Origin of the sequence: Methylobacterium sp. UNC300MFChir4.1 (genome assembly GCF_900110155.1) — a bacterium.
In the GTDB taxonomy this organism is placed as follows: domain Bacteria; phylum Pseudomonadota; class Alphaproteobacteria; order Rhizobiales; family Beijerinckiaceae; genus Methylobacterium.
Genome location: NZ_FOCS01000019.1, coordinates 13,395 through 37,600, shown reverse-complemented (window position 1 = coordinate 37,600; position 24,206 = coordinate 13,395). Strand labels below are relative to the sequence as shown.

General features: G+C 70.0%; 25 protein-coding genes. 8 read left to right on the top strand and 17 right to left on the bottom strand.

Annotated features, from left to right (window positions below):
* Position 1 precedes the first annotated feature (1 nt).
* The gene (locus BMY19_RS22190; protein ID WP_020091809.1) at positions 2-1,447 is read right to left on the bottom strand and encodes an acetamidase/formamidase family protein; all 1,446 of its coding nucleotides are present in this window, start codon (positions 1,445-1,447) and stop codon (positions 2-4) included.
* 82 nt (positions 1,448-1,529) lie between these two features.
* Positions 1,530-3,857 carry an NADP-dependent malic enzyme gene (locus BMY19_RS22185; RefSeq protein ID WP_020091810.1) on the bottom strand — a complete coding sequence of 776 codons (2,328 nt, stop codon included), beginning with the start codon at positions 3,855-3,857 and terminating at the stop codon, positions 1,530-1,532.
* A gap of 66 nt (positions 3,858-3,923) precedes the next feature.
* Between BMY19_RS22185 and BMY19_RS22180 the strand changes: the two genes are divergently transcribed.
* On the top strand, positions 3,924-4,586 hold the full coding sequence (locus BMY19_RS22180; protein ID WP_170863018.1) for a CatB-related O-acetyltransferase: 663 nt from the start codon (positions 3,924-3,926) through the stop codon (positions 4,584-4,586).
* On the top strand, positions 4,583-4,834 hold the full coding sequence (locus BMY19_RS22175; RefSeq protein WP_020091812.1) for a DUF3297 family protein: 252 nt from the start codon (positions 4,583-4,585) through the stop codon (positions 4,832-4,834). Before BMY19_RS22180 ends, BMY19_RS22175 begins: the two co-directional genes overlap by 4 nt.
* Here the strand turns inward: BMY19_RS22175 and BMY19_RS22170 are convergent.
* Genes BMY19_RS22170 through aspS form a run of 4 tightly spaced genes read right to left on the bottom strand, consistent with a single transcriptional unit; the run spans position 4,804 to position 8,943 of the window.
* Positions 4,804-5,136 carry a hypothetical protein gene (locus tag BMY19_RS22170; protein WP_100252951.1) on the bottom strand — a complete coding sequence of 111 codons (333 nt, stop codon included), beginning with the start codon at positions 5,134-5,136 and terminating at the stop codon, positions 4,804-4,806. The genes BMY19_RS22175 and BMY19_RS22170 overlap by 31 nt on opposite strands.
* Positions 5,133-6,209, bottom strand: a complete 1,077-nt coding sequence (locus BMY19_RS22165; protein ID WP_100252950.1) for an acyltransferase family protein — start codon at positions 6,207-6,209, stop codon at positions 5,133-5,135. Before BMY19_RS22165 ends, BMY19_RS22170 begins: the two co-directional genes overlap by 4 nt.
* On the bottom strand, positions 6,206-7,078 hold the full coding sequence (locus BMY19_RS22160) for a glycosyltransferase family 2 protein (RefSeq protein ID WP_100252949.1): 873 nt from the start codon (positions 7,076-7,078) through the stop codon (positions 6,206-6,208). The genes BMY19_RS22165 and BMY19_RS22160 overlap by 4 nt, the downstream gene beginning before the upstream one ends.
* Before the next feature lie 20 nt (positions 7,079-7,098).
* Positions 7,099-8,943, bottom strand: a complete 1,845-nt coding sequence (gene aspS / locus BMY19_RS22155; RefSeq protein WP_100252948.1) for an aspartate--tRNA ligase — start codon at positions 8,941-8,943, stop codon at positions 7,099-7,101.
* A 144-nt stretch (positions 8,944-9,087) separates the two neighbouring features.
* Between aspS and BMY19_RS22150 the strand changes: the two genes are divergently transcribed.
* The 6 genes from BMY19_RS22150 to xoxJ all read left to right on the top strand — a co-directional run bounded on the left by BMY19_RS22150 (position 9,088) and on the right by xoxJ (position 15,264).
* Positions 9,088-9,486 carry a hypothetical protein gene (locus tag BMY19_RS22150; protein WP_170855122.1) on the top strand — a complete coding sequence of 133 codons (399 nt, stop codon included), beginning with the start codon at positions 9,088-9,090 and terminating at the stop codon, positions 9,484-9,486.
* Between the two features lie 93 nt (positions 9,487-9,579).
* Positions 9,580-10,767 carry a ribonuclease D gene (gene rnd / locus BMY19_RS22145; RefSeq protein ID WP_056522182.1) on the top strand — a complete coding sequence of 396 codons (1,188 nt, stop codon included), beginning with the start codon at positions 9,580-9,582 and terminating at the stop codon, positions 10,765-10,767.
* A 110-nt stretch (positions 10,768-10,877) separates the two neighbouring features.
* The gene (locus BMY19_RS22140) at positions 10,878-11,165 is read left to right on the top strand and encodes a hypothetical protein (protein WP_020091819.1); all 288 of its coding nucleotides are present in this window, start codon (positions 10,878-10,880) and stop codon (positions 11,163-11,165) included.
* Positions 11,166-11,868: 703 nt separating this feature from the next.
* Positions 11,869-13,674, top strand: coding sequence for a lanthanide-dependent methanol dehydrogenase XoxF1 (gene xoxF1, locus BMY19_RS22135; protein ID WP_026604740.1), 1,806 nt, complete (start codon positions 11,869-11,871; stop codon positions 13,672-13,674).
* Between the two features lie 133 nt (positions 13,675-13,807).
* Complete coding sequence (locus tag BMY19_RS22130) at positions 13,808-14,419, top strand: c-type cytochrome, methanol metabolism-related (RefSeq protein ID WP_020091821.1); 612 nt, start codon at positions 13,808-13,810, stop codon at positions 14,417-14,419.
* Positions 14,419-15,264 (top strand): rare earth element methanol dehydrogenase accessory protein XoxJ, encoded by an 846-nt coding sequence (gene xoxJ / locus BMY19_RS22125; protein ID WP_244526844.1) that lies wholly within the window; start codon positions 14,419-14,421, stop codon positions 15,262-15,264. The genes BMY19_RS22130 and xoxJ overlap by 1 nt, the downstream gene beginning before the upstream one ends.
* 27 nt (positions 15,265-15,291) lie before the next feature.
* Here xoxJ and folK read toward each other — a convergent pair whose 3' ends face one another.
* The 11 genes from folK to BMY19_RS22070 form a co-directional block, all read right to left on the bottom strand.
* On the bottom strand, positions 15,292-15,762 hold the full coding sequence (gene folK, locus BMY19_RS22120; protein ID WP_091678360.1) for a 2-amino-4-hydroxy-6-hydroxymethyldihydropteridine diphosphokinase: 471 nt from the start codon (positions 15,760-15,762) through the stop codon (positions 15,292-15,294).
* Complete coding sequence (gene folB, locus BMY19_RS22115; protein WP_091678357.1) at positions 15,759-16,136, bottom strand: dihydroneopterin aldolase; 378 nt, start codon at positions 16,134-16,136, stop codon at positions 15,759-15,761. Before folB ends, folK begins: the two co-directional genes overlap by 4 nt.
* A 2-nt stretch (positions 16,137-16,138) precedes the next feature.
* Positions 16,139-16,975, bottom strand: a complete 837-nt coding sequence (gene folP, locus BMY19_RS22110) for a dihydropteroate synthase (protein ID WP_091678353.1) — start codon at positions 16,973-16,975, stop codon at positions 16,139-16,141.
* A 97-nt stretch (positions 16,976-17,072) separates the two neighbouring features.
* The gene (locus tag BMY19_RS22105; protein ID WP_091978084.1) at positions 17,073-17,435 is read right to left on the bottom strand and encodes a hypothetical protein; all 363 of its coding nucleotides are present in this window, start codon (positions 17,433-17,435) and stop codon (positions 17,073-17,075) included.
* On the bottom strand, positions 17,416-18,126 hold the full coding sequence (locus BMY19_RS22100) for a hypothetical protein (protein ID WP_244534977.1): 711 nt from the start codon (positions 18,124-18,126) through the stop codon (positions 17,416-17,418). The genes BMY19_RS22105 and BMY19_RS22100 overlap by 20 nt, the downstream gene beginning before the upstream one ends.
* Before the next feature lie 11 nt (positions 18,127-18,137).
* The gene (gene pqqE, locus BMY19_RS22095) at positions 18,138-19,283 is read right to left on the bottom strand and encodes a pyrroloquinoline quinone biosynthesis protein PqqE (RefSeq protein ID WP_056521179.1); all 1,146 of its coding nucleotides are present in this window, start codon (positions 19,281-19,283) and stop codon (positions 18,138-18,140) included.
* Positions 19,280-20,365, bottom strand: a complete 1,086-nt coding sequence (pqqC, locus tag BMY19_RS22090) for a pyrroloquinoline-quinone synthase PqqC (RefSeq protein ID WP_100252946.1) — start codon at positions 20,363-20,365, stop codon at positions 19,280-19,282. Before pqqC ends, pqqE begins: the two co-directional genes overlap by 4 nt.
* A 186-nt stretch (positions 20,366-20,551) precedes the next feature.
* Positions 20,552-21,451, bottom strand: a complete 900-nt coding sequence (pqqB, locus tag BMY19_RS22085; protein ID WP_100252945.1) for a pyrroloquinoline quinone biosynthesis protein PqqB — start codon at positions 21,449-21,451, stop codon at positions 20,552-20,554.
* 33 nt (positions 21,452-21,484) lie between these two features.
* Entirely contained in the window at positions 21,485-21,574 is a 90-nt protein-coding gene (gene pqqA, locus BMY19_RS22080; RefSeq protein ID WP_012317526.1) for a pyrroloquinoline quinone precursor peptide PqqA, read from the bottom strand.
* Positions 21,575-21,798: 224 nt separating this feature from the next.
* Positions 21,799-22,503, bottom strand: coding sequence for a response regulator transcription factor (locus tag BMY19_RS22075; protein ID WP_020091831.1), 705 nt, complete (start codon positions 22,501-22,503; stop codon positions 21,799-21,801).
* Entirely contained in the window at positions 22,500-24,158 is a 1,659-nt protein-coding gene (locus tag BMY19_RS22070) for a sensor histidine kinase (RefSeq protein ID WP_100252944.1), read from the bottom strand. The genes BMY19_RS22075 and BMY19_RS22070 overlap by 4 nt, the downstream gene beginning before the upstream one ends.
* Positions 24,159-24,206 lie beyond the last annotated feature (48 nt).

Below are 24,206 nucleotides of genomic sequence, written 5' to 3'. Positions count from 1 at the left end.
GTCAGGCGACGCGATCGGAGAAGATCGCCTTCTTGACCACGGCGTGGACGCCCCAGTTGCCGTCCACGACCTGCGTGATCCCGAAATCGACCGCCACCGACATCAGCGAGATCGCCTCGTCCTCCGTGAGGCCCTTCGCGTGCATCAGGAACTGGCGCATCTTCCGGAAGGCGTCGCGCATGGCGAGGTCGATCGAGGATTTCTGGAAGATCGCGCTCTGCGCGTCCGGACCGAGATCCCGCAGGTAGTTCGGGTAGCTGAAGCCGGACAGAACCCAGTCGTCCCGGGTCTCGATCATCGGGAAGTCGAGCGCCTCCAACGGCGTGCCGGGCAGGTCCGCCTTCTTGTGCAGGATGAACTGGAAGGTGCCGGTGAGCGAGCACTCGATCGCGGTGCCGCACAGTTCGGAATCGCCCTGGCTGGCGTGGGGATCGCCCACGGAGAACAGGGCGCCCGGCACCGCCACCGGGTAGTAGAGGGTCGCGCCCTTGCCGATCCGCCAGTTGTCGATGTTGCCGCCGGTGTAGCTCGGCGGGATCGTGTTCACCCGGTCGGCCTCGGCAGGCGCCACGCCCATCGTGCCGAAATGCGGCCGGATCGGCACGCGGATGCCCTTCAGGACCTCGAAGGTCTTCTGGGTCTTCGTGTGGTCCACCGGCAGGCCGGGATAGTCGATGGTCGGGTGGGAGACGCCGAACGGGTCGGTCACGCCGGGCCAGCGGAAGCTGTAGACCGCCCGGGCCCAGTCGCGCTCGCCGGTGGCGTCGACCTCGTAGATAGTCACGACCTCCCGGGGTTTATCGCCGGTGATCAGGTCGTTGTAGTGGTAGCCCCACCACGCCGCCGCGTTGCTGCCGAAGGCCAGTCCCTTGTACCTGGGATTGGCGCAGGGGCGGGGGGCGACGTCGAGGATGCGCACCTCCAGGACGTCGCCGGGCTCGGCGCCGCGGATCGCCACCGGGCCGGTGCAGATGTGCACGCCGAGGCCACCGCCGGGGCCGACCTTGGCGTCCATGGCGCCGGCCCCGCGGGGCGAGACGCCCATCTTGTCCTTGGTCCAGAGATAGACGCTCTCGGCGCCCGGATCGCCCTGGATCATGCGCTCGGCATCGTCGCTCGCCTGGTGGGTGAGCGTCTCGATCGTGACGAAGTCGCCCGAGCCGATCTCGACCTTGGGCTTGAGGCTGCGGCTGAAGAAGCCCCAGTGGACCGTCTCGGCATTCGCCGGCAGGTGGTAATGCGCCGTGGCGGCGATCTTGGCGCCGCTCGCCTGGGCCAGGGCCGGGCTCACGAGCGACGGACCGCCGGCCGCGAGGGCCGCGGCCGCGGCGCCGGTCGCCGCGAAGCCGCTCTTCAGGAAGGCGCGCCGCTCAGGCTCGAGATCCCGCCGGAACCGGCGGCGGTGCTCCTCGAAGGCGTGGCAGGTTGGATCGTCGCCCGCGCACATCGCGTCGTCTCCCGGTGGTTTCGTGGTCCCGGGGCGGGCAAGCAAATCGACGGCCACGCTGGCGGCCGCCGACGGGCGCCCCTCACTCCGAGAGCATGCCGACGCCGCCCTCCTCGGCGCGCGCGACGGCCTCGTCCGCCTGGGCCTCGACCACGGCGGCGGCCGTGACGTTGACGATGCCGCGCGCCGTCACCGACGGCGTCAGGATGTGGGCGGGCTTGGCCGGGCCGATCAGGAGCGGGCCGACCGGCAGCGCGTCCGCCAGCACCTTCGCGAACTGGAAGGCGATGTTGGCGGCGTCGAGGTTCGGGAAGATCAGGACGTTGGCCGCGCCCTTGAGGCGCGAGCCCGGCAGGACGCGCTCGCGCACCATCTCGTTGAGGGCGGAATCGGCCTGCATCTCGCCGTCGACCTGCAGCTCGGGATTCCGCGTGTGCAGGAGCGCGAGGGCGTCGCGCATCTTCATCGCGGAGGGCGAATCCGACTGGCCGAAATCGGAGTGGCTGAGGAGCGCGATCTTCGGCGTCATCCCGAACCGGCTGACGTGGCTGGCGCAGGCCTGCGCCACGTCGGCGATCTCCTCGGCCGTGGGGTTCTGGCGGACATGGGTGTCGGCCAGGAAGTAGGCGCCGTTATGCGTCACCACGAGGCTCATCGCGGCGCACTGCTCCACGCCCGGCGCGAGCCCGATCACGTCGCGGATGATGCGCAGGCGCGTCTCGAACCGGCCCTCCAGGCCGCAGATCAGCGCGTCGGCCTCGCCGCGGCGGACCGCGATGGCGCCGATCACCGTGTTGTTGGTGCGGACCAGCGTCCGGGCCGCGTCCGGCGTGATGCCGCGGCGACCGGCGACTTCCAGGTAGGTCTGGACGTAGGCGCGGTAGCGGGGATCGTCCTCGGGATCGATCAGCTCGAAGTCGCGGCCGTGCACCATCGACAGGCCGAAGCGCTTCAGGCGGGTCTCGACCACCCGCGGCCGGCCGACCAGGATCGGCAGGGCGACCTTGTCCTCGACGATCGCCTGGACGGCGCGGAGCACGCGCTCGTCCTCGCCCTCGGCGTAGATCACGCGCTTGGGCTCGGCCTTCGCCTTCGAGAACAGCGGCTTCATGATCAGGCCGGACCGGTGCACGAACCGGTCGAGGCTCTCGACATAGGCGTCGAGGTCCGGGAGCGGCCGGCCGGCGACGCCGGAATCCATCGCGGCCTTGGCCACCGCCGGGGCGATGCGCAGGATCAGGCGCGGGTCGAACGGGCTCGGGATCAGGGATTTCGGTCCGAACGGCCGGGCCTCACCGCCGTAGGCGCGGGCGACCACGTCCGAGGTGGTCTCGTGGGCCAGGCCCGCGATCGCCTTGACGGCGGCCTTCTTCATCTCCTCGTTGATCTTGTGGGCGCCGACATCGAGCGCCCCGCGGAAGATGTAGGGGAAGCACAGGACGTTGTTGACCTGGTTCGGGAAGTCCGACCGGCCGGTGCAGATCATGGCGTCCGGCCGCTCCTTCTCGGCCAGATCCGGCATGATCTCCGGGTAGGGGTTGGCGAGCGCCATGATCAGCGGCTTCTCGGCCATCTCCTTCAGGTACTCGGGCTTGAGCACGCCGCCGGCCGACAGGCCGATGAACACGTCCGCCCCCGGGATCACCTCGGCGAGCGTCCGCTTGTCGGTCTCCTGGGCGTAGACGTCCTTCCACCGGTCCATCAGCTCGGCGCGGCCCTTGTAGACGACGCCCTTGATGTCGGTGACCGTGATGTTCTCGCGGGTCGCCCCGAGCGACACGAGGAGGTTGAGGCAGGCCAGAGCCGCCGCGCCGGCGCCGGACGTGACGATCCGGACGTCGGACAGGTTCTTGCCGGCGAGTTCCAGGCCGTTGAGGACGGCGGCGGCCACGATGATCGCGGTGCCGTGCTGGTCGTCGTGGAAGACCGGGATGTTCATCCGAGCCCGGCACTGCTCCTCGACCTCGAAGCACTCGGGCGCCTTGATGTCCTCGAGGTTGATGCCGCCGAAGGTCGGCTCGAGGGCGCAGACGACGTCGACGAGCTTCGACACGTCCTTCTGGTCGACCTCGATGTCGAAGACGTCGATGCCGGCGAACTTCTTGAACAGGACGGCCTTGCCCTCCATCACGGGCTTCGAGGCGAGCGGGCCGATATCGCCGAGGCCGAGCACGGCCGTACCGTTGGACAGCACCGCCACGAGATTCTGGCGCACCGTGAGTTCGGCGGCCTGCTGCGGGTCGTCGTGGATCGCCATGCAGGCCGCGGCGACGCCGGGCGAGTAGGCCAGGGCGAGGTCGCGCTGGTTGCCGAGCGGCTTGGTCGCCTGGATCTCCAGCTTCCCGGGCTTGGGCAGGCGGTGGTAGACGAGCGCCCCGGCCTTGAGGTCCTCGGACATGTTATCGGCCATCGCCCACGCTCCCGCTCACCTTTTTCACCGAGGACGACGCGGTCGCGCATCGCGCGGGCCCGCGTCATGACCGGTCTGTTGCACCGGCTGCGCAGGGGGCGCAACCCGCACAACGAGACCCGGATCCACCTCGCCGAGCTGGCGAGGACCCACGGGTTCTCCATAGGCGCTTATTCGTACGGGCGTCCAAAAGTCCGCTTCCCAGAGAGCGGGCGGCGGCTGACGATCGGCCGCTATTGTTCCATCGCCGACAAGGTCGAGATCCTGCTCGGCGGCGATCACCGCCTCGACTGGGCGTCGACTTATCCGTTCGCGGCGATGCGCGGGCTGTTCCCGGAGGCCGCGGCGCCGGAGGATTTCCACGCCTCCCGGGGCGACGTGGTGATCGGGCACGATGTCTGGCTCGGATCGGGCTGCATGATCCTCTCGGGGGTGACCGTCGGGCACGGGGCCGTGGTGGCGGCCCGCGCCGTGGTGACCCGCGACGTGCCGGCCTACGCCGTGGTGGCGGGCAACCCGGCCAAGGTCGTGCGCCACCGCTTCGACGCGGCGACCGTGGAGGCACTCGTCGCGGCGGCGTGGTGGGACCTCCCGCACGACGCGGTGACCCGGCTGGTACCGCTGCTCCAGAGCGGGCGGATCGCCGACCTGCTCGCGGCGTTGCGCGCGGGCGCGGATTCCCGTACCGGCGGGGCCCCATACGAAGACCATCCGAGATCCGGACGATGACCGACACGCCCCCCGACCGCCTCGCTTCCAACCCGAACAGCCCGTTCTACGACGAGAAGGTGCTGGAGCGCGGGGTCGGTGTCCGGTTCAAGGGCGTCGAGAAGACGAACGTCGAGGAGTACTGCGTGAGCGAGGGCTGGGTCCGGCTCTCGGCCGGCAAGGCCCTCGACCGGGCCGGCAACCCGATGACCGTGAAGCTGAAGGGTACCGTGGAGCCCTACTTCCGCGACCCCGCCGCGGACGCCTGATCCACCACCCGCGCCAGGGCGGCCTCGAAGTTCCGGACGGCCTCGCGGACGAGGTTCCCGATCTGATCCGAGGAGCGCGGCCCGTCGATGACGAGGCTCGCGAGGATATCGGAGCGCCGGGCGCGCTGCTTGGCGGCGCGCCGGTGGTTCGAGACGCGCAGGTGCCAGGCGCAGTCCGGTCGCCGCAGGTAGAGGCTGTCGCCGCGCTCGTTCCGGGCGACGATCGCGAAGCCGTCCGCCTCCAGCATCCGCGCCGCCAGACCCAGCGCCGCGAGCGGCGGAAGCGGGCCTGCGGCGGTCACGGCCCGGCCGGCTCGATCGTGCCGAGGCGCCGCCGCCCGAGCGCGCGCGCCTTCAGCGACAGGGCCGGCCGCTCGACCCCGTACCAGGACAGCGCCGCGACCGGCAGCGTGAGGGCGAGGGCCGGCACCAGCAGCGCGGGCCCGGAGGCGGCCGGCCACAGGGCGTGCAGGGTCTGCTGGACCGGCCAGCCGTAGAGATAGATCCCGTAGGAGAGGTCGGCCGCAGGGTCGAAAAGGCCGCGCGCGAGGGGGCCGAGGGCGAGCCAGACCACGCCGTAGGCCTCGGCGAGGAATAGCAGGGCCGGGTAGGCCGGCGTCCGCGCGAGGACGAAGGCGCCGAAGACCAGGCAGGCGAGGGCCGCCGCCGAGACACGCAGGCGGTCGCGCCACAGGTAGAGACACGCCCCGGCCGCGAAGATCAGCGGCAGGCGCAGCGCCGTCTCGGCGCCCTTGGGCAGGTCCGGACCGCGGAGGCCGCAGGCGATCGTCAGGGCGAGCGTCAGGCCGGCCACGATCAGGGGCGCCGACCACCGGCGCCGGAGCAGGCCGCACAGGGCGGCGACGAGGACGCCGAGGTAGCACAGCACCTCGTACTTGAGCGTCCAGACCGTGCCGAGGGGTGCCCGGTAGGGATTCGCTTCGAAGACGCCGGGCAGGGCGGCGTTGCTCTTGAAGGTCGTCAGCGTCCCGCGGATGAACGACCACAGGGCGGGATCGCGCCAGTACTCGGTGACGGGCAGGCGGGTCAGGGCCGCGCCGAGCCCGAGCGCGACGACGAGCGTCGCCGCCACGAGTCCCGGGAGGATCCGCAGGGTCCGGGCGAGGGCGTAGTCCCGGAGGCCGCGGCGGTCGCAGCTCATGGTGACCAGGAAGCCCGACACCGCGAAGAATCCGTTCACCGCGTGCTCGCCCAGCGTGTAGCCGGTCAGCCGGGCGAGGGGCTCGTCGCCGGCCGCGCCGGTCGCGACGCTGAACGCGTGGGACACCACGACGGCCAGAGCCAGCATCAGCCGCAGGCCGGTGAAGCCGTTGCGCCCGCGCGCCAGAGCGGTCGCGATCGTCGGCGCGCTCATCCGGTCAGACCCTCGCGGGCCAGCGCGGTCCGGCCGCGCAGGAAGGCGAGGGCGCCCGCGGCCGAGCCGCCGTAACGCTCGAGTCCGGCCCGCCGGAGGACCAGACCCGACAGCAGCGTCTTCGGCAGGTTGGCGCCCAGGACGGCGAGGCTCGGGTCCGGGAGGCCGTACTTCCGGCTGACATAGGCGCGCGACCACGCCTGATGCCAGCGCGCGCGGAACACCCGTCCCGGCTCCGGCGCCGACGATCGGCCGCGACCGTGCAGCGCCTCGGCGCGGTGGACGTGGATCAGGGCGCGGCCGCTGTCGGCCACACGCCGGCACAGATCATCGTCCTCGTAGAACAGGAAGATGTTCTCGTCGAAGCCGCCGAGATCGAGGAACAGGGCGCGCGGCATCATCAGGCAGGCCCCGGAGAGAAACGGCGCGCAGACATCGCCCTGCGGCAGCGCGAGCCGGCCCGCGGGATTGGTCAGGTAGGGCGCGAGCAGGGACCGCGCTTGGAAGAAGAAGCGCCCATCGGGTTCGACGAGGCGCGGGGCGATAAGCCCGGCATCCGGCCAGGTGCGGGCCGCGTCCAGCAGGGCGTCCACGGTGCCCGGCCGCAGCACGACGTCCGGGTTGACGACGAGGACGTGCTCCGCCGTCTCGGCCGCGCGGACGCCCCGGTTGTTGGCGCGGCCGTAGCCCTCGTTGCGGGCGTTGCGGATCACCTGCGCGCCGGCCGCCTCCGCGACCGACGCGGAGGCGTCCCGGCTGGCATTGTCCACGACGATCGCCGGCACGTGCTCGCCGGCGAGCGCCGCGAGACAGGCCGGCAGCACGTCGGCGCTGTCGTGGGCGACGACGATCGCGACGAGGCTCGCCACCGCGGGGGACTATGGGCGCCTCAGGCCTTCTTCTCGGGCAGGTTGAGGCGGATGTGCAGCTCGCGCAGCTGCTTGGGGGTCGCCTCGGAGGGCGCGCCCATCATCAGGTCCTCGGCGCGCTGGTTCATCGGGAACAGCACGACCTCGCGGATGTTCGGCTCGTTGCACAGGAGCATGACGATGCGGTCCACGCCCGGCGCGATGCCGCCGTGCGGCGGGGCGCCCATGCGCAGGGCGTTGAGCATGCCGCCGAACTTCTGCTCCAGCACCTCGTGCCCGTAGCCCGCGATGGCGAAGGCCTTCTCCATCACGTCCGGACGATGGTTGCGGATCGCGCCCGAGGACAGCTCCACGCCGTTGCAGACGATGTCGTACTGGAACGCCTTGATCCCGAGGATCCGCTTGGTGTTCGCGCCGTTCTCGTCCTCGCTCGCGAGGGCGTCGAGGTCGAGCGCGAGGAACTCCTCGCGGTCGATGTTCGGCATCGAGAACGGGTTGTGGGAGAAGTCGATCCGCTTCTCCTCCTCGCTCCACTCGTACATCGGGAAGTCGGTGATCCAGCAGAACGCGTACTGGTCCTTGTCGCAGAGGCCCAGCTCGTCGCCGATCCGGACGCGCGCCTTGCCGGCGAGCCCGGCCGCCTTGGCCTCCGGACCTGCGGAGAAGAACACGGCGTCGCCCGCCTTCGCGCCGGAGCGCTCGGCGATCAGGGCCTGAACCTCGGAAGGGATGAACTTGGCGATCGGCCCCTTGCCGGTGAGCGCGCCGTTCTCCTCCTCGAACACGACGTAGCCGAGGCCGGGCGCGCCCTCGGAGCGGGCCCAGTCGTTGAGCTTGTCGAAGAACGAGCGCGGCTGGCTCGCCGCGCCGGTCGCCGGGATCGCCCGGACGACGCCGCCGGAGGCGACCACGCCCTTGAACGCCTTGAACGCCACGTCCTCGCGGGCGAACAGGTCGGAGACGTCGGCGATGATCAGCGGGTTCCGCAGGTCCGGCTTGTCGACGCCGTATTTCAGCATCGAGTCCGCGTAGGTGATCCGCGGGAATTCCTTGGTGACGCGCTTGCCCTCGGCGAACTCCTCGAACACGCCGCGCAGCACCGGCTCCACCGCCTGGAACACGTCCTCCTGGGTGACGAAGCTCATCTCGATGTCGAGCTGGTAGAACTCGCCCGGCGAGCGGTCGGCGCGGGCATCCTCGTCGCGGAAGCACGGGGCGATCTGGAAGTAGCGGTCGAAGCCCGCGATCATCGTCAGCTGCTTGAACTGCTGCGGCGCCTGCGGGAGCGCGTAGAACTTGCCGGGATGGACGCGCGACGGCACGAGGTAGTCGCGGGCGCCCTCGGGCGAGGAGGCTGTCAGGATCGGGGTCTGGAACTCGAAGAAGCCGCCGTCCCGCATCCGGCGGCGGAGCGAGTCGATGATCGCGCCGCGCTTCATGATGTTGGCGTGGAGCTTCTCCCGGCGCAGGTCGAGGAAGCGGTACCGGAGCCGCGTCTCCTCCGGGTACTCGAGGTCGCCGAAGACCGGCAGCGGCAGCTCGCCCGCCGGACCCAGCACCTCGAGGTCGTCGATGTAGACCTCGACCGCGCCGGTCGGCAGCTCGGCATTCTCGGTGCCGGCCGGGCGCGTGCGCACGCGCCCGTCGATCCGCACGACCCATTCCGAGCGCACGGCCTCGGCGGCCTTGAAGGCCGGGGAGTCGGAATCGATCACGCACTGGGTCAGGCCGTAATGGTCCCGCAGATCGACGAACAGCACGCCCCCGTGGTCGCGGATGCGGTGGCACCAGCCGGAGAGGCGGACACTCTGCCCGACATCGGACGGGCGGAGCGCCCCGCAGGTGTGGGAACGGTAACGGTGCATGACGGGCTTCTTCTGTGGGAAGGCCGGCACCATTCACGCGAGGCCCCCCAAGTCAAGCGCGGGGCGCGCAGAACGGCGCCGAAAGCCGCGCGCGACTCGCCCGCCGGCCTACCGCAGAAGACCCCGAATCCCCATATCATCTCCATGAACGACAACCTCTTTTTCGATCTGGAGCGCCCCGCGAAGGCGGCGCCCGAACGCACCGCGGCCGGGTGGCGGACGCTGCCCCTCGAGGGCCGTTTCGACCTCGTCTACGAGGACGCGGCCGGGGCCTGGAGCAACCGCTCCCTCGACGCCCGCGAGCTCAGGCTCGGGCCGGGGCGGACGCTGCTCGGCGGCATCGATGCCCGGCGCGGCGGCTATCGCGGGTTCCGGGTCGACCGGATCCGCCGCCTCGTCGACGGGGCCACCGGCGAGCGGATCGAGACCGGCATCCTCGACCGCCTGCTCGCGCGCGCCGAGGCGCAGCGTCGGGCCGACGCGCTGCGGATCCGCCGGCAGGCGCGGGCGCGCCGGAAGGCGGCGGTCGCGGCCGTGGCGTGATCGCGGTCATCGGGCCGCGCGTGAACGCGTGAAAGATGGGGACCTGCGAAGCCGCGTCTCCCCATGTCGGCCGCGGTTGCGTATAGCCGGTGCATGGACCTGATCACCACCACTGACGCGCTGCGCCAGATCTGCACACGTCTCGCCGAGCAGCCCTTCGTGACCGTCGACACGGAGTTCATGCGCGAGACGACGTATTATCCGAAACTGTGCCTGATCCAGATGGCGGCACCGGACGGGACCGGCGTCCTGGTGGATCCGCTGGCGCCGGGGATCGACCTCGGGCCGTTCATCGCCCTCATGGCCGATGAGGGCACCGTCAAGGTGTTCCACTCCGCCCGCCAGGACCTGGAGATCATCTGGCTGATCGGCGGGATCCTGCCGCACCCGTTCTTCGACACGCAGGTCGCCGCCATGGTCTGCGGCTACGGCGATTCCGTCTCGTACGAGCAGCTCGTCAACGACGTCGCGAAGGCCAAGATCGACAAGTCCTCCCGCTTCACCGACTGGTCGCGGCGCCCGCTCTCGGAGGCGCAGCTGACCTACGCGCTGTCCGACGTCACCCACTTGGTGAAGATCTACGAAGTCCTCGTCGCCGAGCTGCTGCGGACCGACCGCGGCGCGTGGCTCGACGAGGAGATGGCGGTGCTGACGTCTCCCGAGACCTACCGCGCCGATCCCGCGCAGGCGTGGCGCCGCCTCTCCGGCCGCATGCGCAAGCCGCGGGAGATCGCCGTGCTGATGGAGGTCGCGGCCTGGCGCGAGAGCGAGGCGCAGACGCGCAACGTGCCGCGCGGGCGCGTCCTGAAGGACGAGGCGGTCATCGATATCGCCTCGGCGGCGCCGCGGAGCGCGGAGGCGCTCGGGCGGCTGCGGACGATCCCGGCGGGCTTCGAGCGCTCCCGGACCGGGGCTGACATCGTCGCCGCCGTGGAGCGCGGTCTCGCCCGCGACACGAGCGCCGTCCGGATGCCCGAGCGCGTGCGGCGGAGCGGCGGCAACGGCGCGATCGTCGAGCTCCTGAAGGTCCTGCTGAAGGCGGTCTGCGAGGCCGAGGGCGTGGCGCCGAAGATCATCGCCACGGTCGACGATCTGGAAGCGGTCGCCGACGACGACGACGCCGAGGTCCCGGCGCTGCAGGGCTGGCGCCGGACGCTGTTCGGCGAGAAGGCGCTGGCGCTGAAGCAGGGACGGCTGGCCCTCTCGGTCGAGTCCGGTCGCATCGTGGTCCGTCCCCTGGAAGCCGAACCTGTCGGCGGCGGCGCCGACCCGGACCGATGACGTTGCAGCGGCACTGACCGCACAATCCGCACTGGCGGGCGTGACTTGCCGCGGGTCCGGGATTAAATGGCAATTCGGTTGCCGCTTAATCCCGCCCCTGCGTCCCGCGTATGTTCGAGCCGAACGAGATCCTCAAGACGCTGACCGGGCGCGGTCTCGTGTCGGCCGAAGGGTGTGAGGCCGTCCGCGTCCGCTACCGGGTTGTGGTCGAGAGGCGCGAAGGCGGTGTCGTCGCCTACGGCAATCTGTACGGCAGCTATGCGGGCCTGCGACCGGTCTGGCTCGAGCCCGATGCCCAGCTCCGCCTGTCCAACGGCCGTCGTCTCAACATCTCCGTGACCGACCTGATCGGCGACACTGCGGAGTTCGAGAGCACCGGGCCGGTCGGCGCGGTCTGACGCCGGCAAGAGCCGTTCCGCAGATCCTGAAAGAGACCTCCTGGTCCGCGCGCGCGACCCATCCCGATTCTCAGAAGCGGGATGATTCGGCAATTTGTCGCGCGCGAACCCCACCGATCAGCCCGGGATCCGCGGAAAAACGGGATGCGGCGACTGGGCGCACAGCGGGCTTTCGGGAAAATTCGGCAACTGATAGCCGCCGAAGCGTCTTGCACTGCAGTCCGGCGACCCACATCGGCCGCACGCCCGGGTGCGCCTAAATCCCGCCCACCGCGCAGGGGACGCATGCTTAAGCGCAGCAAAGCTCGCCTGTTTGCAAGGTCTGCATGGGACACGGACACAACCCCGTGAGACCGAGGCCAGAGCAGGCAGCATCTCTTGTGCGTCGCAACATTTCTTTTCGCAAACGCATGACATCCGTCGTGCCTATGTCACCCGAAAAGAAGCTTTCACCGTGTGCCCACAGGCGTCGAACAGCGAGTTGACGGCGCTCAAAAATCTCTTAAGGTCCGGGCAAGCCTCGGTTTCGAGGGAGACGCCTCAGGGATGGCGGCTCCTGGCTAGGGGATCAGTAGATCTCCTCGAAGTCCACTATGCCCGCTACCGAGGCGTCCATCCCTGTCGCAAACAGTCAGGTCGGAGTCCGAGCGACGCCACTCTCTTCGCGCGCCGTGAGAACTCTCAAGACTTGTCGGAGGAACCCATGAGAGCGGTACATCTCCTTGCGCTCGGCGCAGGTGTCGCGGCCGTCGCCGCGCCGGCGCTGGCCAATGAAAGCGTCATGAAGGGCATCGCCAACCCGGCGGAACAGGTTCTTCAGACGGTAGACTACGCGAATACGCGCTACTCGAAGCTCGACCAGATCAACGCCAAGAACGTCAAGGACCTGCAGGTCGCCTGGACGTTCTCGACCGGCGTGCTGCGCGGCCACGAGGGCTCGCCGCTCGTCGTCGGCAACATGATGTACGTGCACACGCCGTTCCCGAACATCGTGTACGCCCTCGACCTCGACCACGACGCGAAGATCGTCTGGAAGTACGAGCCGAAGCAGGATCCGTCCGTGATCCCGGTCATGTGCTGTGACACGGTCAACCGTGGTCTGGCCTACGCCGACGGCGCCATCCTCCTGCACCAGGCCGACACCACCCTCGTGTCGCTCGACGCCAAGACCGGCAAGGTCAACTGGTCGGTCGTGAACGGCGACCCGAAGAAGGGCGAGACCAACACCGCGACGGTTCTGCCGGTCAAGGACAAGGTCATCGTCGGCATCTCGGGCGGCGAGTTCGGCGTGCAGTGCCACGTCACCGCCTACGACCTGAAGACCGGCAAGAAGGTGTGGCGCGGCTACTCCGAGGGCCCGGACGATCAGCTGATCGTCGACCCGGAGAAGACCACCTCGCTCGGCAAGCCGATCGGCAAGGACTCCTCGCTGAAGACCTGGGAAGGCGATCAGTGGAAGACCGGCGGCGGCTGCACCTGGGGCTGGTTCTCGTACGATCCCAAGCTCGACCTGATGTACTACGGCTCGGGCAACCCCTCGACCTGGAACCCCAAGCAGCGTCCGGGCGACAACAAGTGGTCCATGACCATCTGGGCGCGTAACCCGGACACCGGCATGGCCAAGTGGGTCTACCAGATGACCCCCCACGACGAGTGGGACTACGACGGCATCAACGAGATGATCCTCACGGATCAGAAGATCGACGGCAAGGAGCAGCCGCTCCTGACCCACTTCGACCGTAACGGCTTCGGCTACACGCTGAACCGCGCGGACGGCACCCTCCTCGTCGCCGAGAAGTTCGACCCGGCCGTCAACTGGGCGACCAAGGTCGACATGGACAAGGGCTCGAAGAACTACGGCCGGCCGCTGGTCGTGTCGAAGTACTCGACCGAGCAGAACGGTGAGGACACCAACTCCAAGGGCATCTGCCCGGCGGCGCTGGGCACCAAGGATCAGCAGCCTGCGGCCTTCTCGCCGAAGACCAACCTGTTCTACGTGCCCACCAACCACGTCTGCATGGACTACGAGCCGTTCCGGGTGACCTACACCCCGGGCCAGCCCTACGTCGGTGCGACCCTCTCGATGTACCCGGCCCCGAACTCGCACGGCGGCATGGGCAACTTCATCGCGTGGGACGGCGTCAACGGCAAGATCAAGTGGACGAACCCCGAGCAGTTCTCGGTGTGGTCCGGTGCTCTGGCCACCGCTGGCGACGTCGTGTTCTACGGCACGCTTGAGGGCTACCTGAAGGCGGTCGACGACAAGACCGGCAAGGAGCTGTTCAAGTTCAAGACCCCGTCGGGCATCATCGGCAACGTGATGACCTACCAGCACAAGGGCAAGCAGTACGTGGGCGTCCTCTCGGGCGTCGGCGGCTGGGCCGGCATCGGCCTCGCGGCCGGCCTGACCGACCCGAACGCCGGCCTCGGCGCGGTGGGTGGCTACGCGGCTCTGTCGCAGTACACCAACCTCGGCGGTCAGCTGACGGTCTTCGCCCTGCCGAACTAATCGGCCGCAGGGTTTGAAGTGAAAAATGGTGCCGGCGCGGGTTCCCGCGCCGGCATCCTTGTGATTAGACTTTCTCGCAAGAGGCTGCGTCTCGGAGGGAGACCAAGAGCCTCGATCAAGGGAGACACATGCGTTGCTCAACCTCAGCAAGATCGTAACGCGGCCGGTTATCGCCGCCCTCGCCCTAGCGACCGTCTCGACGGTTGCCGTACATGCTGAGGATGCCAAGCCCGCCGACCCCAAGCTGGCGAATTCGCTGAACGCGAACGACAAGACCGCCGAGCAGGATGACAAGCTCCTGAAGAAGGACGCGGCCGTGAAGGTCGACGACGGCAAGTACTTCGACGCCGAGGGCCACCCGACGTTCCACGTGACCCAGGACGGCAAGATGCTCGACTGGTACACCTACTCGGGCTACCGCCGCTATCACGCCGAGTGCCACGTCTGCCACGGCCCGGACGGCATGGGCTCGACCTACGCGCCGGCCCTCAAGGACTCGCTGAAGCACCTCTCCTACGAGGAGTTCATCGGCATCCTGGCGGGCGGCAAGCAGGAAGTGAACGCCGCCGAGCAGAAGGTCATGCCGGCCTTCGGCGACAACAAGAACGTCATGTGCTACTCGGACGACCTCTACGTCTATCTCAAGGCGCGCGCTTCCGGCGCGATCGGGCGTATCCGTCCCTCCGAGCACGAGGGCAAGCCCGAGACCGCCAAGAAGGCGGAGAAGGAATGCATGGGCGGCTGATGTCGTCTCCTGCCCGGATCGCCGTTCTCTGCGCCCTGACCGTCTTCGGGGCGCAGGGCGCCCTCGCCCAGCATCTGCCGGATACCGTCACCACCGACGTGCTGCGCGTCTGCGGTGATCCGGGCAACATGCCGTTCTCCGAACGCAAGGAGGACGGCTTCGAGAACAAGATCGCGGCGATCATCGCCGACGAGTTGAAGATCAAGGTCCGCTACTACTGGCTGACGCAGGGTCCGGGCTTCGTGCGCAACACGCTCGGAACCGGCCTCTGCGACGTCATCATGGGCCAGGCCTTCGGCAGCGACCTCGTCCAGACCACCAATCCCTATTATCGATCGGCCTACACGCTGGTCACCCGTGCGGGCGAACTCGACGGTGTGACGGCTCTCGACGACCCGCGGCTGAAGGGCAAGAGCATCGGCGTGATCGCCGGGACGCCGCCGGTCAACCGGATGGGCGAACTGGGCCTCGTCTCGGCCATGAAGGCCTACGCGCCCTACCAGCTCGACCCGTCCCGCAAGCACCAGACGGTCGCTGCCGAGATCGTCGCGGCCCTGGCCGCGAAGGAGATCGACGCGGCCGTCCTCTGGGGCCCGGCGGCGGGCTGGCTCGCCAAGCAGTCCGGCACGCCCATGAGCGTCGTGCCACTGCTGAAGGAGCCGGAGCGTCCACCGATGGCGTACCGGATCGCCATGGGTGTCCGGATCGGCGAGAACGACTGGAAGCGCTCGCTGAACACCATCCTGCGCAAGCGCAAGGCCGACATCGACAAGGTCCTGCGCGACTACGACGTGCCGCTCCTCGACGAGGAAGAGAACAAGCTCGTCGCCCCCGGCGAGCGCTGACGCGCAGCGCCGCGGCGCGCGCCGCCATCAGGCGCGCGCGATACCGGTCGAGTCGAGCTTCGCCAGGGCGTCCACCACGCGCTCGCCGCCGATGACGAGGTCGGGCGCGATCTCCGCCAGCGGGACGAGCACGAAGGCCCGCTCGCGCACGTAGCGATGCGGCAGGACAAGGCGCGCGTCGTCGATGCTGGCGCCCTCATAGGCCAGGACGTCGATGTCGATCACACGGGGCCCCCAGCGCTCATCGCGGATCCGGCCGAGGTCGTGCTCCACCCGCAGGCAGGCGTCGAGCAGCCCGTGCGGATCGAGGTCGGTCTCGACCGCCACGGCCCCGTTCAGGAACCACGGCTGATCGGTCTTGCCCCAGGGCGGGGTCCGGTAGTCGGCCGAGCGCGCCACGACGTCGATGCCCGGGATCGCGGCGAGACCGGTGACCGCGCGGTCGAGCATCGCGGCCATGTCGCCGACATTGCTGCCAATGCCGAGATACGCCCTCATCGACCGGCCCCGCGGCGGCGCGTGATCGCCACGCCGACGCTGTCCAGGATGGCGGGGACGGGCGCGCTCGGCTTGTCGACCTGAACGGTGATGGCGTCGACCTGCGCGAAGCGCGAGAGGATCTCCGCGGCGACCGTCTCGGCCAGGGCCTCGATCAGGTTGAACCGGCGCTCGGTGGCGATCGCCACCGCCACCGCCGTGAGATCCGCGTAGCTCACCGTGCCGGCCACGTCGTCGGAGCGGCCCGCCGGGCCGAGATCGAGTTCCGCTTCCAGGGAGATGTAGAAGCGCTGACCGAGCACCGCCTCCTCGGCCAGCACGCCGTGCCGGCCGAACACGGCGATCCGGGTGACGCGGATCAGGTCGCCCGCCATGCTCAGCGCGCCTCCGGCCGCATCACGGCGTCGACGACGCGCATCGCGTCGATATGCGCGGCCACGTCGTGCACGCGCACGATGTCGGCCCCGAGGGTCGCCGCGACGGCGTGGGCGGCGAGGGACCCGTGCAGGCGGTCCGCCGGACGGGTCTCGCGGTCGTGCAGGCGTCCGAGGAGCGACTTGCGCGAGACGCCGACGAGGACCGGAAAGCCGAGGGCGCGGATCTCGGGCAGCCGCCGCAGCGCCTCGAGATGCTGGTTCCAGGTCTTGCCGAACCCGACCCCCGGGTCGAGCACGATCTCGGAATCCGCGAGGCCCGCCCGGTGGGCGATCGCGAGGGACCGCTCGAAGAAGGCCAGCATGTCGGCGACGATGTCGAGCTCCGGCTCGATCGTCTCGCGGTTGTGCATGATGATGACCGGCGCGCCGTGGGCGGCCGCGACGTTGGCGATGTCGGGCTCGCGCTGGAGGCCCCAGACGTCGTTCACGATCCGCGCGCCGGCCTCGAGCGCGGCGCGCGCCGTCGAGGCCTTGTAGGTGTCGATCGAGATCGGCACCGGCAGCCGCGGCGCCACGGCCCGGACGACCGGCACGACGCGCGCCTGCTCCTCCTCGGCGGGGACCGGAACGTGGCCGGGCCGCGTCGATTCCCCGCCGACGTCGAGGATCGCCGCCCCCTCGGCGACCAGCCGCTCGGCCTGGGCCACGGCCTCGGCCTCCCCGGCGAACAGCCCGCCGTCGGAGAAGGAATCGGGCGTGACGTTGAGGATGCCCATGACCAGCGTGCGGCCGCCGAGCGCCGGCAGCAGGTCGGACAGGCGGGATGAGGGGGTCACAGGCGGGTCCCGTTCACGAGCGCGGTTCGGGAGCCGGTGTGCGCGAATCGGGAGGCCGGCGCAACGCCGGCCTCGCCGTGCGGCTCAGACCTGCCCGTCAGCCGTGGTAGCAGCGGATCTCGGCCTCGGCCTGGGCGCGGCGCAGCTCCGCGACCTTGTCGTCGAAGATCTTGGTCGACTTGAACTCGTTCGCCCGGTTGCCGATGCCCTGCCGCATCGAGAGCACCGTGCTCGCCTGAACGTACTTGTCGTAGGGGAGGATCGCGGCGAGCTGGTCCAGCGAGCACGAGCATTTCTGCAGGCTCTCGCGGGTCTGGCCGTTGGCGGCCATGCAGCCGAACACGTAGTCGACCCGCGCGTCGGTCGGGTAATCGTTCTCCTCGGCGGCCCAGCCGGTCAGGCCCGACAGCGTGAGGGCGAGGGCGGCCAGCGCGCCCCGTTCAGCCAGCCTTCTGATCATAGCTCAGCTTCTCCTCAAGCAGTTCGCCGCCGTCGGGGCTCTTCGACGACGCCTCGATCGAGACGATCTCGCCCGGGACCGAGGGCGCGGTCACGAAGGTATAGGTCATGTCGTCCATGCCGCGCATGCGCTGCGCCATCGAGTCGCCCGCGAACGGCTTCGTGACCACGCGCCAGCCGTCGACCTCGCGGCCGCCGATATCCACCTTGGTCGGCGTGACGGTCGCCTTCTCGCGCAGGCCCTTGCGGATCGCGAGCTTGAGGTAGCGCGGGTTCGCCTCCAGCACCTTCGCGACGGCCCGGAGATGGTTCTCGAGGAAGAGCGAGACGACCGGGTTGCCCGCCATGTCCTCGAACGGGCCGGCCGGCATCCGGTTCAGCCCGGAGAACATCACGACGCTGATATCGCGACCCTCGGCGGTCTTCCCGGGCGCCACCTTGAGCTGGATCGTGTCCTCGAGCGGCGCCCCGAACGGCCCCTTCGAGATCCCCGAGCGGCGCAGGTAATCGTAGGTCAGCGTCGAGCCCGCGGCCGTGTTCTTCATGTGCGGCTGGTCGAACAGCAGATCCGCCGCGGAGGGCGGGGCGGCGGCGTTCGCCGGGGTGACGGTGGCGGGCTTCGGCGCGTCCTCGGCGAGGGCCGGCAGCGCGGCCAGAGCCAGCGCGACCGACGTCGCGGCGAGGACCCTCACGACAAGACTTCTCACGAGTTCACTTCCTCCTTGAGCGGCGACCGGACGTTGCTGCCGATCGTCCGGTAGACGTAGTCGGGCGGGTTCTCGGCCGCCTCCTCGGTGGCCAGCGCCCGCACCTTGGCGTGGAGCGGCGAGAGCGAGCAGGCCGGATCCGTGGCGGCCGCGTCGCCGGCGAGCGCGAGCGCCTGGCAGCGGCAGCCGCCCCAGTCCTTCTCGCGCCGGTCGCAGGAGCGGCAGGGCTCCTTCATCCAGTCGGTGCCGCGATAGGCCGTGAAGGCCGGCGAGTCGCGCCAGATCTCGCCGAGCGAGCGGTCGTTGACGTTCCAGAACTCCAGCCCCGGGATCGTCTCGGCGGCGTGGCAGGGCAGGACCTTGCCCTGGGGCGTGACGTTCATCAGCTTGCGGCCCCAGCCGCCCGCGCAGGCCTTCGGGTACTTCGCGTAATAGTCGGGCACGACGAGGTCGATGACGAGCTGGCCCTTCAGGCGCTCACGGGCCGCCTCGACGATCCGGATCGATTCGTCCACCTGCGCCTTGTCGGGCATCAGGGCCGCGCGGTTGACGTAGGCCCAGCCGTAATACTGCGTGTGCGCCACCTCGAGCCGCTTGGCGCCCATCTTCACCGCGAGATCGATGAAGCCCGCCACCTCGTGGATGTTGCCGCGGTGGATCACCGAATTCAGCGTGAGGGGCAGGCCGAGCTCGACCACCTTGGCAGCGAACTCGAACTTCTGCGGCTGCGCGTTCTTCAGGCCGCCGATCTTCTCGGCGTTCTGCGCGTCGACGCCCTGCACCGACAGCTGCACGTGGTCGAGCCCGACGTCGTAGAGCGCCTGCAGCTTGCCCAGCGCCCCGCCGACGCCGGATGTGATCAGGTTCGAGTACAGGCCGAGATCGGCGCAGGTCTTGGTGATCTCGACGATGTCGTTGCGCGCCGTCGGCTCGCCGCCGGACAGGTGCACGTGCAGGACGCCGAGCGCCGCCGCCTCCCCGAGCACGCGCTGCCACGTCTGCGTGTCGAGCTCGCCCGACCGGCGGTCGAGCTCCAGCGGGTTCGAGCAGTACGGGCAGCGCAGCGGGCAGCGATGGGTCAGCTCGGCGAGCAGACCGACCGGGGCCGGCGCGTCGGGGCGGTTCGGCGTCAGCGCGTTCATCGCTCGAGAACCCGTTTCTCCGCGAGGCCGTCGAGCATCACCAGGATGTCGGCCTCGATGGCGCGGGGATCAGCCGCGTAGGTCTTGCCCAGCTCGTCCGCGATGTCGGCGACGCTCCGCGCGCCGTCCACGAGCTTCAGGACCGCCACGGCGTTGTCGTCGAGGTCGAAGGTGCGCTCGGGGGCGAGCAGGACCCACTTGCCGCGGGTCTCGTCGTTGCGCAGCCGGACGCCGCGCGGCAGCCGCGGTCGGTCGCCGGCCGCCATCTTCCCGCCAGCCGCTCCCGGCTTGGCCTGAGACGCCCCGGCCACCAGACCCTCGCCGGGCTGCCACGCGTCCGGCGGGACCATGCCGGGGGCCACGTAGGCGAAGTACAGGGCGTCGAGCTGCGTCCACAGCACGGTGCACTTGAACGTCAGCGCCGCCATCGCCTGCCGCTGCAGCTCCGGCGTCGTGGCGTGTTGCTTGACGTAGTCCAGGGCGAAGTCCGCGTCCCGCGGCGCCTGAGTCAGGCGCTTGTCGAAATAGGCCAGCGTATCCTTGGTGATGAAGTCGTAGTTCTTCAGCATCCCGGCAACGCGCTCGGAGATGATCGTCGGCGAGAACATCTCGGTCAGCGACGAGGCGATCGCCTCCAGGAGCGTCCGCTCGGAAACGAAGTGGACGTAAGCCTCGACCGAGAACTTCGTGGCCGACAGGATGCCGCGGGTCGACAGCACGTAGTCGCGGTCGAAGCCGACGCCCTCGGCCAGCTTGAGCCAGCGCTCGATGCCGCCGTCACCCTCGTGGTCGCCGTCGTGGTCGACGATCCGCTGGCGCCAGATCCGCCGCAGCGACGCGTCGGTCATCCGCGCCAGCACGGCGGCGTCCTTCACAGGAATCATCGCCTGGTAGTAGTAGCGATTCAGCGCCCAGGCCCGGACCTGGTCCTTCGACAGCTTGCCGTCGTGCAGCAGCCGGTGGAATGGGTGCAGGTTGTGGTAGCGGCGCGCGCCGATGTCGCGCAGAGCCGCTTCCAGTTCCTCGGGACTCAGGAGACGCTGGCTGTCGGCGGCATCGGGGGTCGGGAAAATGGCGTTCATGGCGTGTCCGGCGTCCGTCCTCAGGTCGCGTTTCCTGTGTTCCGATCCCGCCCTCGTGCGCGGGGCGACTGTCCGGGCTCAGCCACGATATAGTGCCGTCCCCCCGGGCGCCCAACCGTCCACGGCGACCGTCGGTCGCGCATTCGGCCGCGGCGCCGCGATCCGGCAGGCCGTCGGCGCGGCGTGCTAGAGCGTCAGACCCAGCCCGTCATGCGCCACGGTCCAGCCGGCCGCCTCGACATCGGCCCGCTCCGGCGAGCCCTCGACCAGGACCGGGTTCGTGTTGTTGATGTGCACGAAGACGCGGCGCCCGATCTCGACCGAAGCCAGGGCCTCGATCGAGCCGTTCTCGCCGCGCATCGGCACGTGGCCCATGCGCCAGCCGGTCTTGGTGCCGACGCCGGCCCGGATCATGTCGTCGTCGTGCAGGACGGTCCCGTCGAAGAGCAGCGCGTCCACGCCGGCGATCCGCGCGCGCAGACCGTCCGTCACCCGGGCACATCCGGGAATGTAGGCGAGGCGCCGGCCATCGGCCTCGATCAGGGCGCCGACCGTGGTCTCGGTCTCGGCGCCGATCTGCATGGTCTCGTCCTCCAGCCAGAGCGGCACCTTGCCGGGAACCGGGAAGAGGGTGATTGCTAGGCCGGGGAGGGGCTCGAAGCGTTGGTCCATGCCGATCGGCTGACGGGCGACGACGCCCTCGGCCATCACGTCGAAGACGCGATTGGCGTTGACCGAATCGAGGATCCCGCGCGTGCCGTAGAGCGTGTAGGGCTGACCTTCGCGCAGGGTCAGGAGGCCCGCGACATGGTCGACGTCGCCGTTGGTCAGGAGCACGGCGCGGATCGGCGAGTGGCGCAGACCCTCGCGCGGATGCATCTGCGCATTGTCGAAGAGCTGTTGCCGGATGTCCGGCGAGGCGTTGATCAGCAGCCAATCCGACCCGTCCGCGGAGACCGCGATGCTCGACTGGGTCCGGGGCCGCACCCGGTCCGGCTCGGACCGCGCCAGCGTGCAGATGGGGCAGCGGCAATTCCACTGGGGAAGGCCGCCGCCGGCCGCGGAACCGAGGATCACGACGCGCATGGTGCGGCTCCCGAGATCCCCGGCCCGTGAAACTCAGTTGAAGGTGTCGATCTCGGCCGACTCGTAGCTCGTCACTTCCATACCGACGCAGATCTCGGACACGATCGGGGCAGCCCACTTCATGGTGTTTCTCCTCAGGCAACATCTACACCGAGTGTCACGCGGTTCCTAAGAGGACCCTAAGACACTGATGGCGCTCTCATTTCCGGCGCCGGAGAGGTATCGACGATTCACGCGCGGGCTTCAAGCACTAAGTTGCCGGATCCTCCCAAATTTTTCGTGAGAGACTTCCTAAGCGTCCGGAAACCATCACGAAATGGGCGGGCCTGCGACTAAAGTACAGGGGCCTACTGGCGGAAGTCGGGACCGCGCAGTTCCAGCATGAATCCTTTACCCCGCACGGTGACGAGGCCGGGCCCGCCGTAGCGCACGAAATCGGCCATCTTGGAGCGCAGGTAGCCGATATAGACGTCGACCACGTTGAGGGAGAGCCCGCCCTGGCTCGCCCACAGCCGGTCGAAGATGTCGGCGCGCGAGACCGGCTTGCCGATATTCTCCATCAGCATGGCCAGCAGGTCGGCCTCGCGGGGCGTGAGGCGGGCGCTCGCCTCGCCGCAGCTCGCCTGCCGGGTCTCGAGGTCGAGCATCAGCTTGCCGGCGGTGATGCGCGAGCGCGGCGCCTCCGCCTGCTCGCGGCGCATCAGGTGGGTCCGCAGGCGCGCGACCAGCTCGTCGAACTCGAAGGGCTTGATGATGTAGTCGTCGGCGCCGAGCGCCAGGCCCTCGGCCCGGTCGCGGATCTCGTCGCGGGCCGAGAGGAACAGGATCGCGCCCGGGAAGCCACCCTCGCGCAGGGACCGGCAGACGTCGTGGCCCGAACCGTCCGGGAGGTTGATGTCGAGCAGCACCGCGCCGGGGGCCGGGTCGTGGGCCGCCTTCAGGGCCTCGTCGACGCAGGCCGCCGTCCCGACCTCGAATCCCTCGGCCTCGAGACCCCGGGCGAGGAGGCCGCGGATGTCGATATCGTCCTCGACGATCAGGATCCGCGTCATGCGGCCGACTCCTTCACCTGCGCGCCCAGTTGGGCGCCCACTTGGGCGCCAACGGCAGCGCCGTCGACCGGGCCCGTCTCCCATGCCGGATCGCAGGCCGGGATGTCCAGGGTGACCCGGGCCCCGCGCCCGTCCGGCCCGGGGCCGAGCCGGATCGTGCCGCCGTGCTGCTCCACGATCCACCGCGCGAGCGCGAGCCCGATGCCGAACCCGGTCTCGTCCGGCCCGGCGCCCGAGCCGCGCTTGAAGCGCTCGAACAGCGCGTCCTCCGACGCGCCGAAGCCCGGTCCGTCATCCGTGATGGTGATCCGTCCGACCGGCCCGGGCCCTGCCGCCAGGGCGACCTCGACCCGGGTGAGACCGGCGGCGTGGCGGAGCGCGTTGTCGACGAGGCTCTCGACCGTCTGGCGCATCCACTCGCGGTCGGCGAGGCTCTCGACGTCGCGGGTGCCGGGATGGAGGGTGAGGCCCACCCGGCGCCGCGCCGCCTCGGAGCTCATGTTGTCCACGGCCTCCGCCAGGACCTGGGCGAGCCCCAGGCGGCGCTTGTCGAACGCGATCTCGCCGGATTCCGAGCGCGCGACGCGCAGCAGGTCCTCGACGCGCAGCTTGAGGCGCTGCGCCCGCTTCTTGATCGTCGCGAAGACCGGTCCCGGATCGGTGCCCCGGGACGCACCGCGCAGGGCGAGGTCGCACTCGCCCAGGATCACCGTCAGTGGCGTGCGCAGTTCGTGGCTGACATCGGCGAAGAAGCGGCGGCGGGACTGATCGACGGCCTCGAGCCGGGCGTTGGCGGCGCGCAGATCGGCGGTGCGGGCCGCCACGGTGTCCTCCAGCGCCGCCCGGTCGGCCGCGACCCGCGATTCCCGCCGGGCGAGGCGGGCGGCCATGCGGTTGACGTTGGTCATGAGCAGGCCGAGCTCGTCCCGCGTGGCGACGGAGAGGCGCGTGTCCAGGGCGCCGTGGCCGATGGCGCTCGCGGCGCGGCGGACCTCCTCGATGCGGGCCAGGGTCGGCCGGGTGACGCCGCGGTAGAGGATCGCCAGCAGCACGAGGGCCGCGGCCACCGCGGCGGCGGCCGCCACCCGCAGGCGCTCCGAGAGCGCCCGGGCCTCCTCGGAGCCGAGCGCCATGCTGCGCCGCTCGGCCTCGATCAGGAACGAGAGCGGCTGGCCGGTCATGGCACCGAAACCGTTGAGCGCGCCCTTGATCGCGTCCTGACGCCGCTCCGGCTCGGTCTGGCGGCTGATCAGCGACACCTGCCGGTCCAGCACGGCGCGCGCCGCGCGCAGCTGCGCCATGGGGCGGGTGCGGGCGGCGTACTGCATCCGGTCGGCCGGGTCGTCGCTCGGCGGGAAGCTCTTGGCGAGCGCCTCGTCCACGGTGGTCAGGGCGCGGTCGGCGTTGTCGCGGGCGATCGCCATCGCCTCGGGCTGGCCATCGGGATTGCCGACGGTCTCCACCGCCGCGAGACCGAACTGCGTGAGGCGGCCGGACAGCTCGGCCAGCAGCTCGAGACGCCGCTGGGCCTCGAGGGTCCGGTCGACGGTGCGCTCCGCCGCCCCGATCGCCGCCAGCGCGGCCGCGGCGGCCAGCACCACCACGATGGCGGTGCCGCCGAGCAGCAGCGCAAAGCGGACCTTCAGCGAGCGCATCGTCCCCGTCCCGCCCTCAATCCCGCCGTGCCGGCGGGCCCGAGCATG

What these genes read in the sequence shown, in the direction of transcription:
- BMY19_RS22185 (WP_020091810.1), bottom strand. Translation starts at nt 3,857, where the DNA reads ATGGCCGATAACATGTCCGAGGACCTCAAGGCCGGGGCGCTCGTCTAC.
- BMY19_RS22070 (WP_100252944.1), bottom strand. Translation starts at nt 24,158, where the DNA reads ATGCGCTCGCTGAAGGTCCGCTTTGCGCTGCTGCTCGGCGGCACCGCC.
- pqqE (WP_056521179.1), bottom strand. Translation starts at nt 19,283, where the DNA reads ATGAACGCGCTGACGCCGAACCGCCCCGACGCGCCGGCCCCGGTCGGT.
- xoxJ (WP_244526844.1), top strand. Translation starts at nt 14,419, where the DNA reads ATGTCGTCTCCTGCCCGGATCGCCGTTCTCTGCGCCCTGACCGTCTTC.
- pqqC (WP_100252946.1), bottom strand. Translation starts at nt 20,365, where the DNA reads ATGAACGCCATTTTCCCGACCCCCGATGCCGCCGACAGCCAGCGTCTC.
- folK (WP_091678360.1), bottom strand. Translation starts at nt 15,762, where the DNA reads ATGAGGGCGTATCTCGGCATTGGCAGCAATGTCGGCGACATGGCCGCG.
- BMY19_RS22190 (WP_020091809.1), bottom strand. Translation starts at nt 1,447, where the DNA reads ATGTGCGCGGGCGACGATCCAACCTGCCACGCCTTCGAGGAGCACCGC.
- rnd (WP_056522182.1), top strand. Translation starts at nt 9,580, where the DNA reads ATGGACCTGATCACCACCACTGACGCGCTGCGCCAGATCTGCACACGT.
- BMY19_RS22180 (WP_170863018.1), top strand. Translation starts at nt 3,924, where the DNA reads ATGACCGGTCTGTTGCACCGGCTGCGCAGGGGGCGCAACCCGCACAAC.
- BMY19_RS22075 (WP_020091831.1), bottom strand. Translation starts at nt 22,503, where the DNA reads ATGACGCGGATCCTGATCGTCGAGGACGATATCGACATCCGCGGCCTC.
- pqqA (WP_012317526.1), bottom strand. Translation starts at nt 21,574, where the DNA reads ATGAAGTGGGCTGCCCCGATCGTGTCCGAGATCTGCGTCGGTATGGAA.
- BMY19_RS22175 (WP_020091812.1), top strand. Translation starts at nt 4,583, where the DNA reads ATGACCGACACGCCCCCCGACCGCCTCGCTTCCAACCCGAACAGCCCG.
- folB (WP_091678357.1), bottom strand. Translation starts at nt 16,136, where the DNA reads ATGGCGGGCGACCTGATCCGCGTCACCCGGATCGCCGTGTTCGGCCGG.
- BMY19_RS22165 (WP_100252950.1), bottom strand. Translation starts at nt 6,209, where the DNA reads ATGAGCGCGCCGACGATCGCGACCGCTCTGGCGCGCGGGCGCAACGGC.
- BMY19_RS22105 (WP_091978084.1), bottom strand. Translation starts at nt 17,435, where the DNA reads ATGATCAGAAGGCTGGCTGAACGGGGCGCGCTGGCCGCCCTCGCCCTC.
- xoxF1 (WP_026604740.1), top strand. Translation starts at nt 11,869, where the DNA reads ATGAGAGCGGTACATCTCCTTGCGCTCGGCGCAGGTGTCGCGGCCGTC.
- pqqB (WP_100252945.1), bottom strand. Translation starts at nt 21,451, where the DNA reads ATGCGCGTCGTGATCCTCGGTTCCGCGGCCGGCGGCGGCCTTCCCCAG.
- BMY19_RS22150 (WP_170855122.1), top strand. Translation starts at nt 9,088, where the DNA reads ATGAACGACAACCTCTTTTTCGATCTGGAGCGCCCCGCGAAGGCGGCG.
- BMY19_RS22140 (WP_020091819.1), top strand. Translation starts at nt 10,878, where the DNA reads ATGTTCGAGCCGAACGAGATCCTCAAGACGCTGACCGGGCGCGGTCTC.
- aspS (WP_100252948.1), bottom strand. Translation starts at nt 8,943, where the DNA reads ATGCACCGTTACCGTTCCCACACCTGCGGGGCGCTCCGCCCGTCCGAT.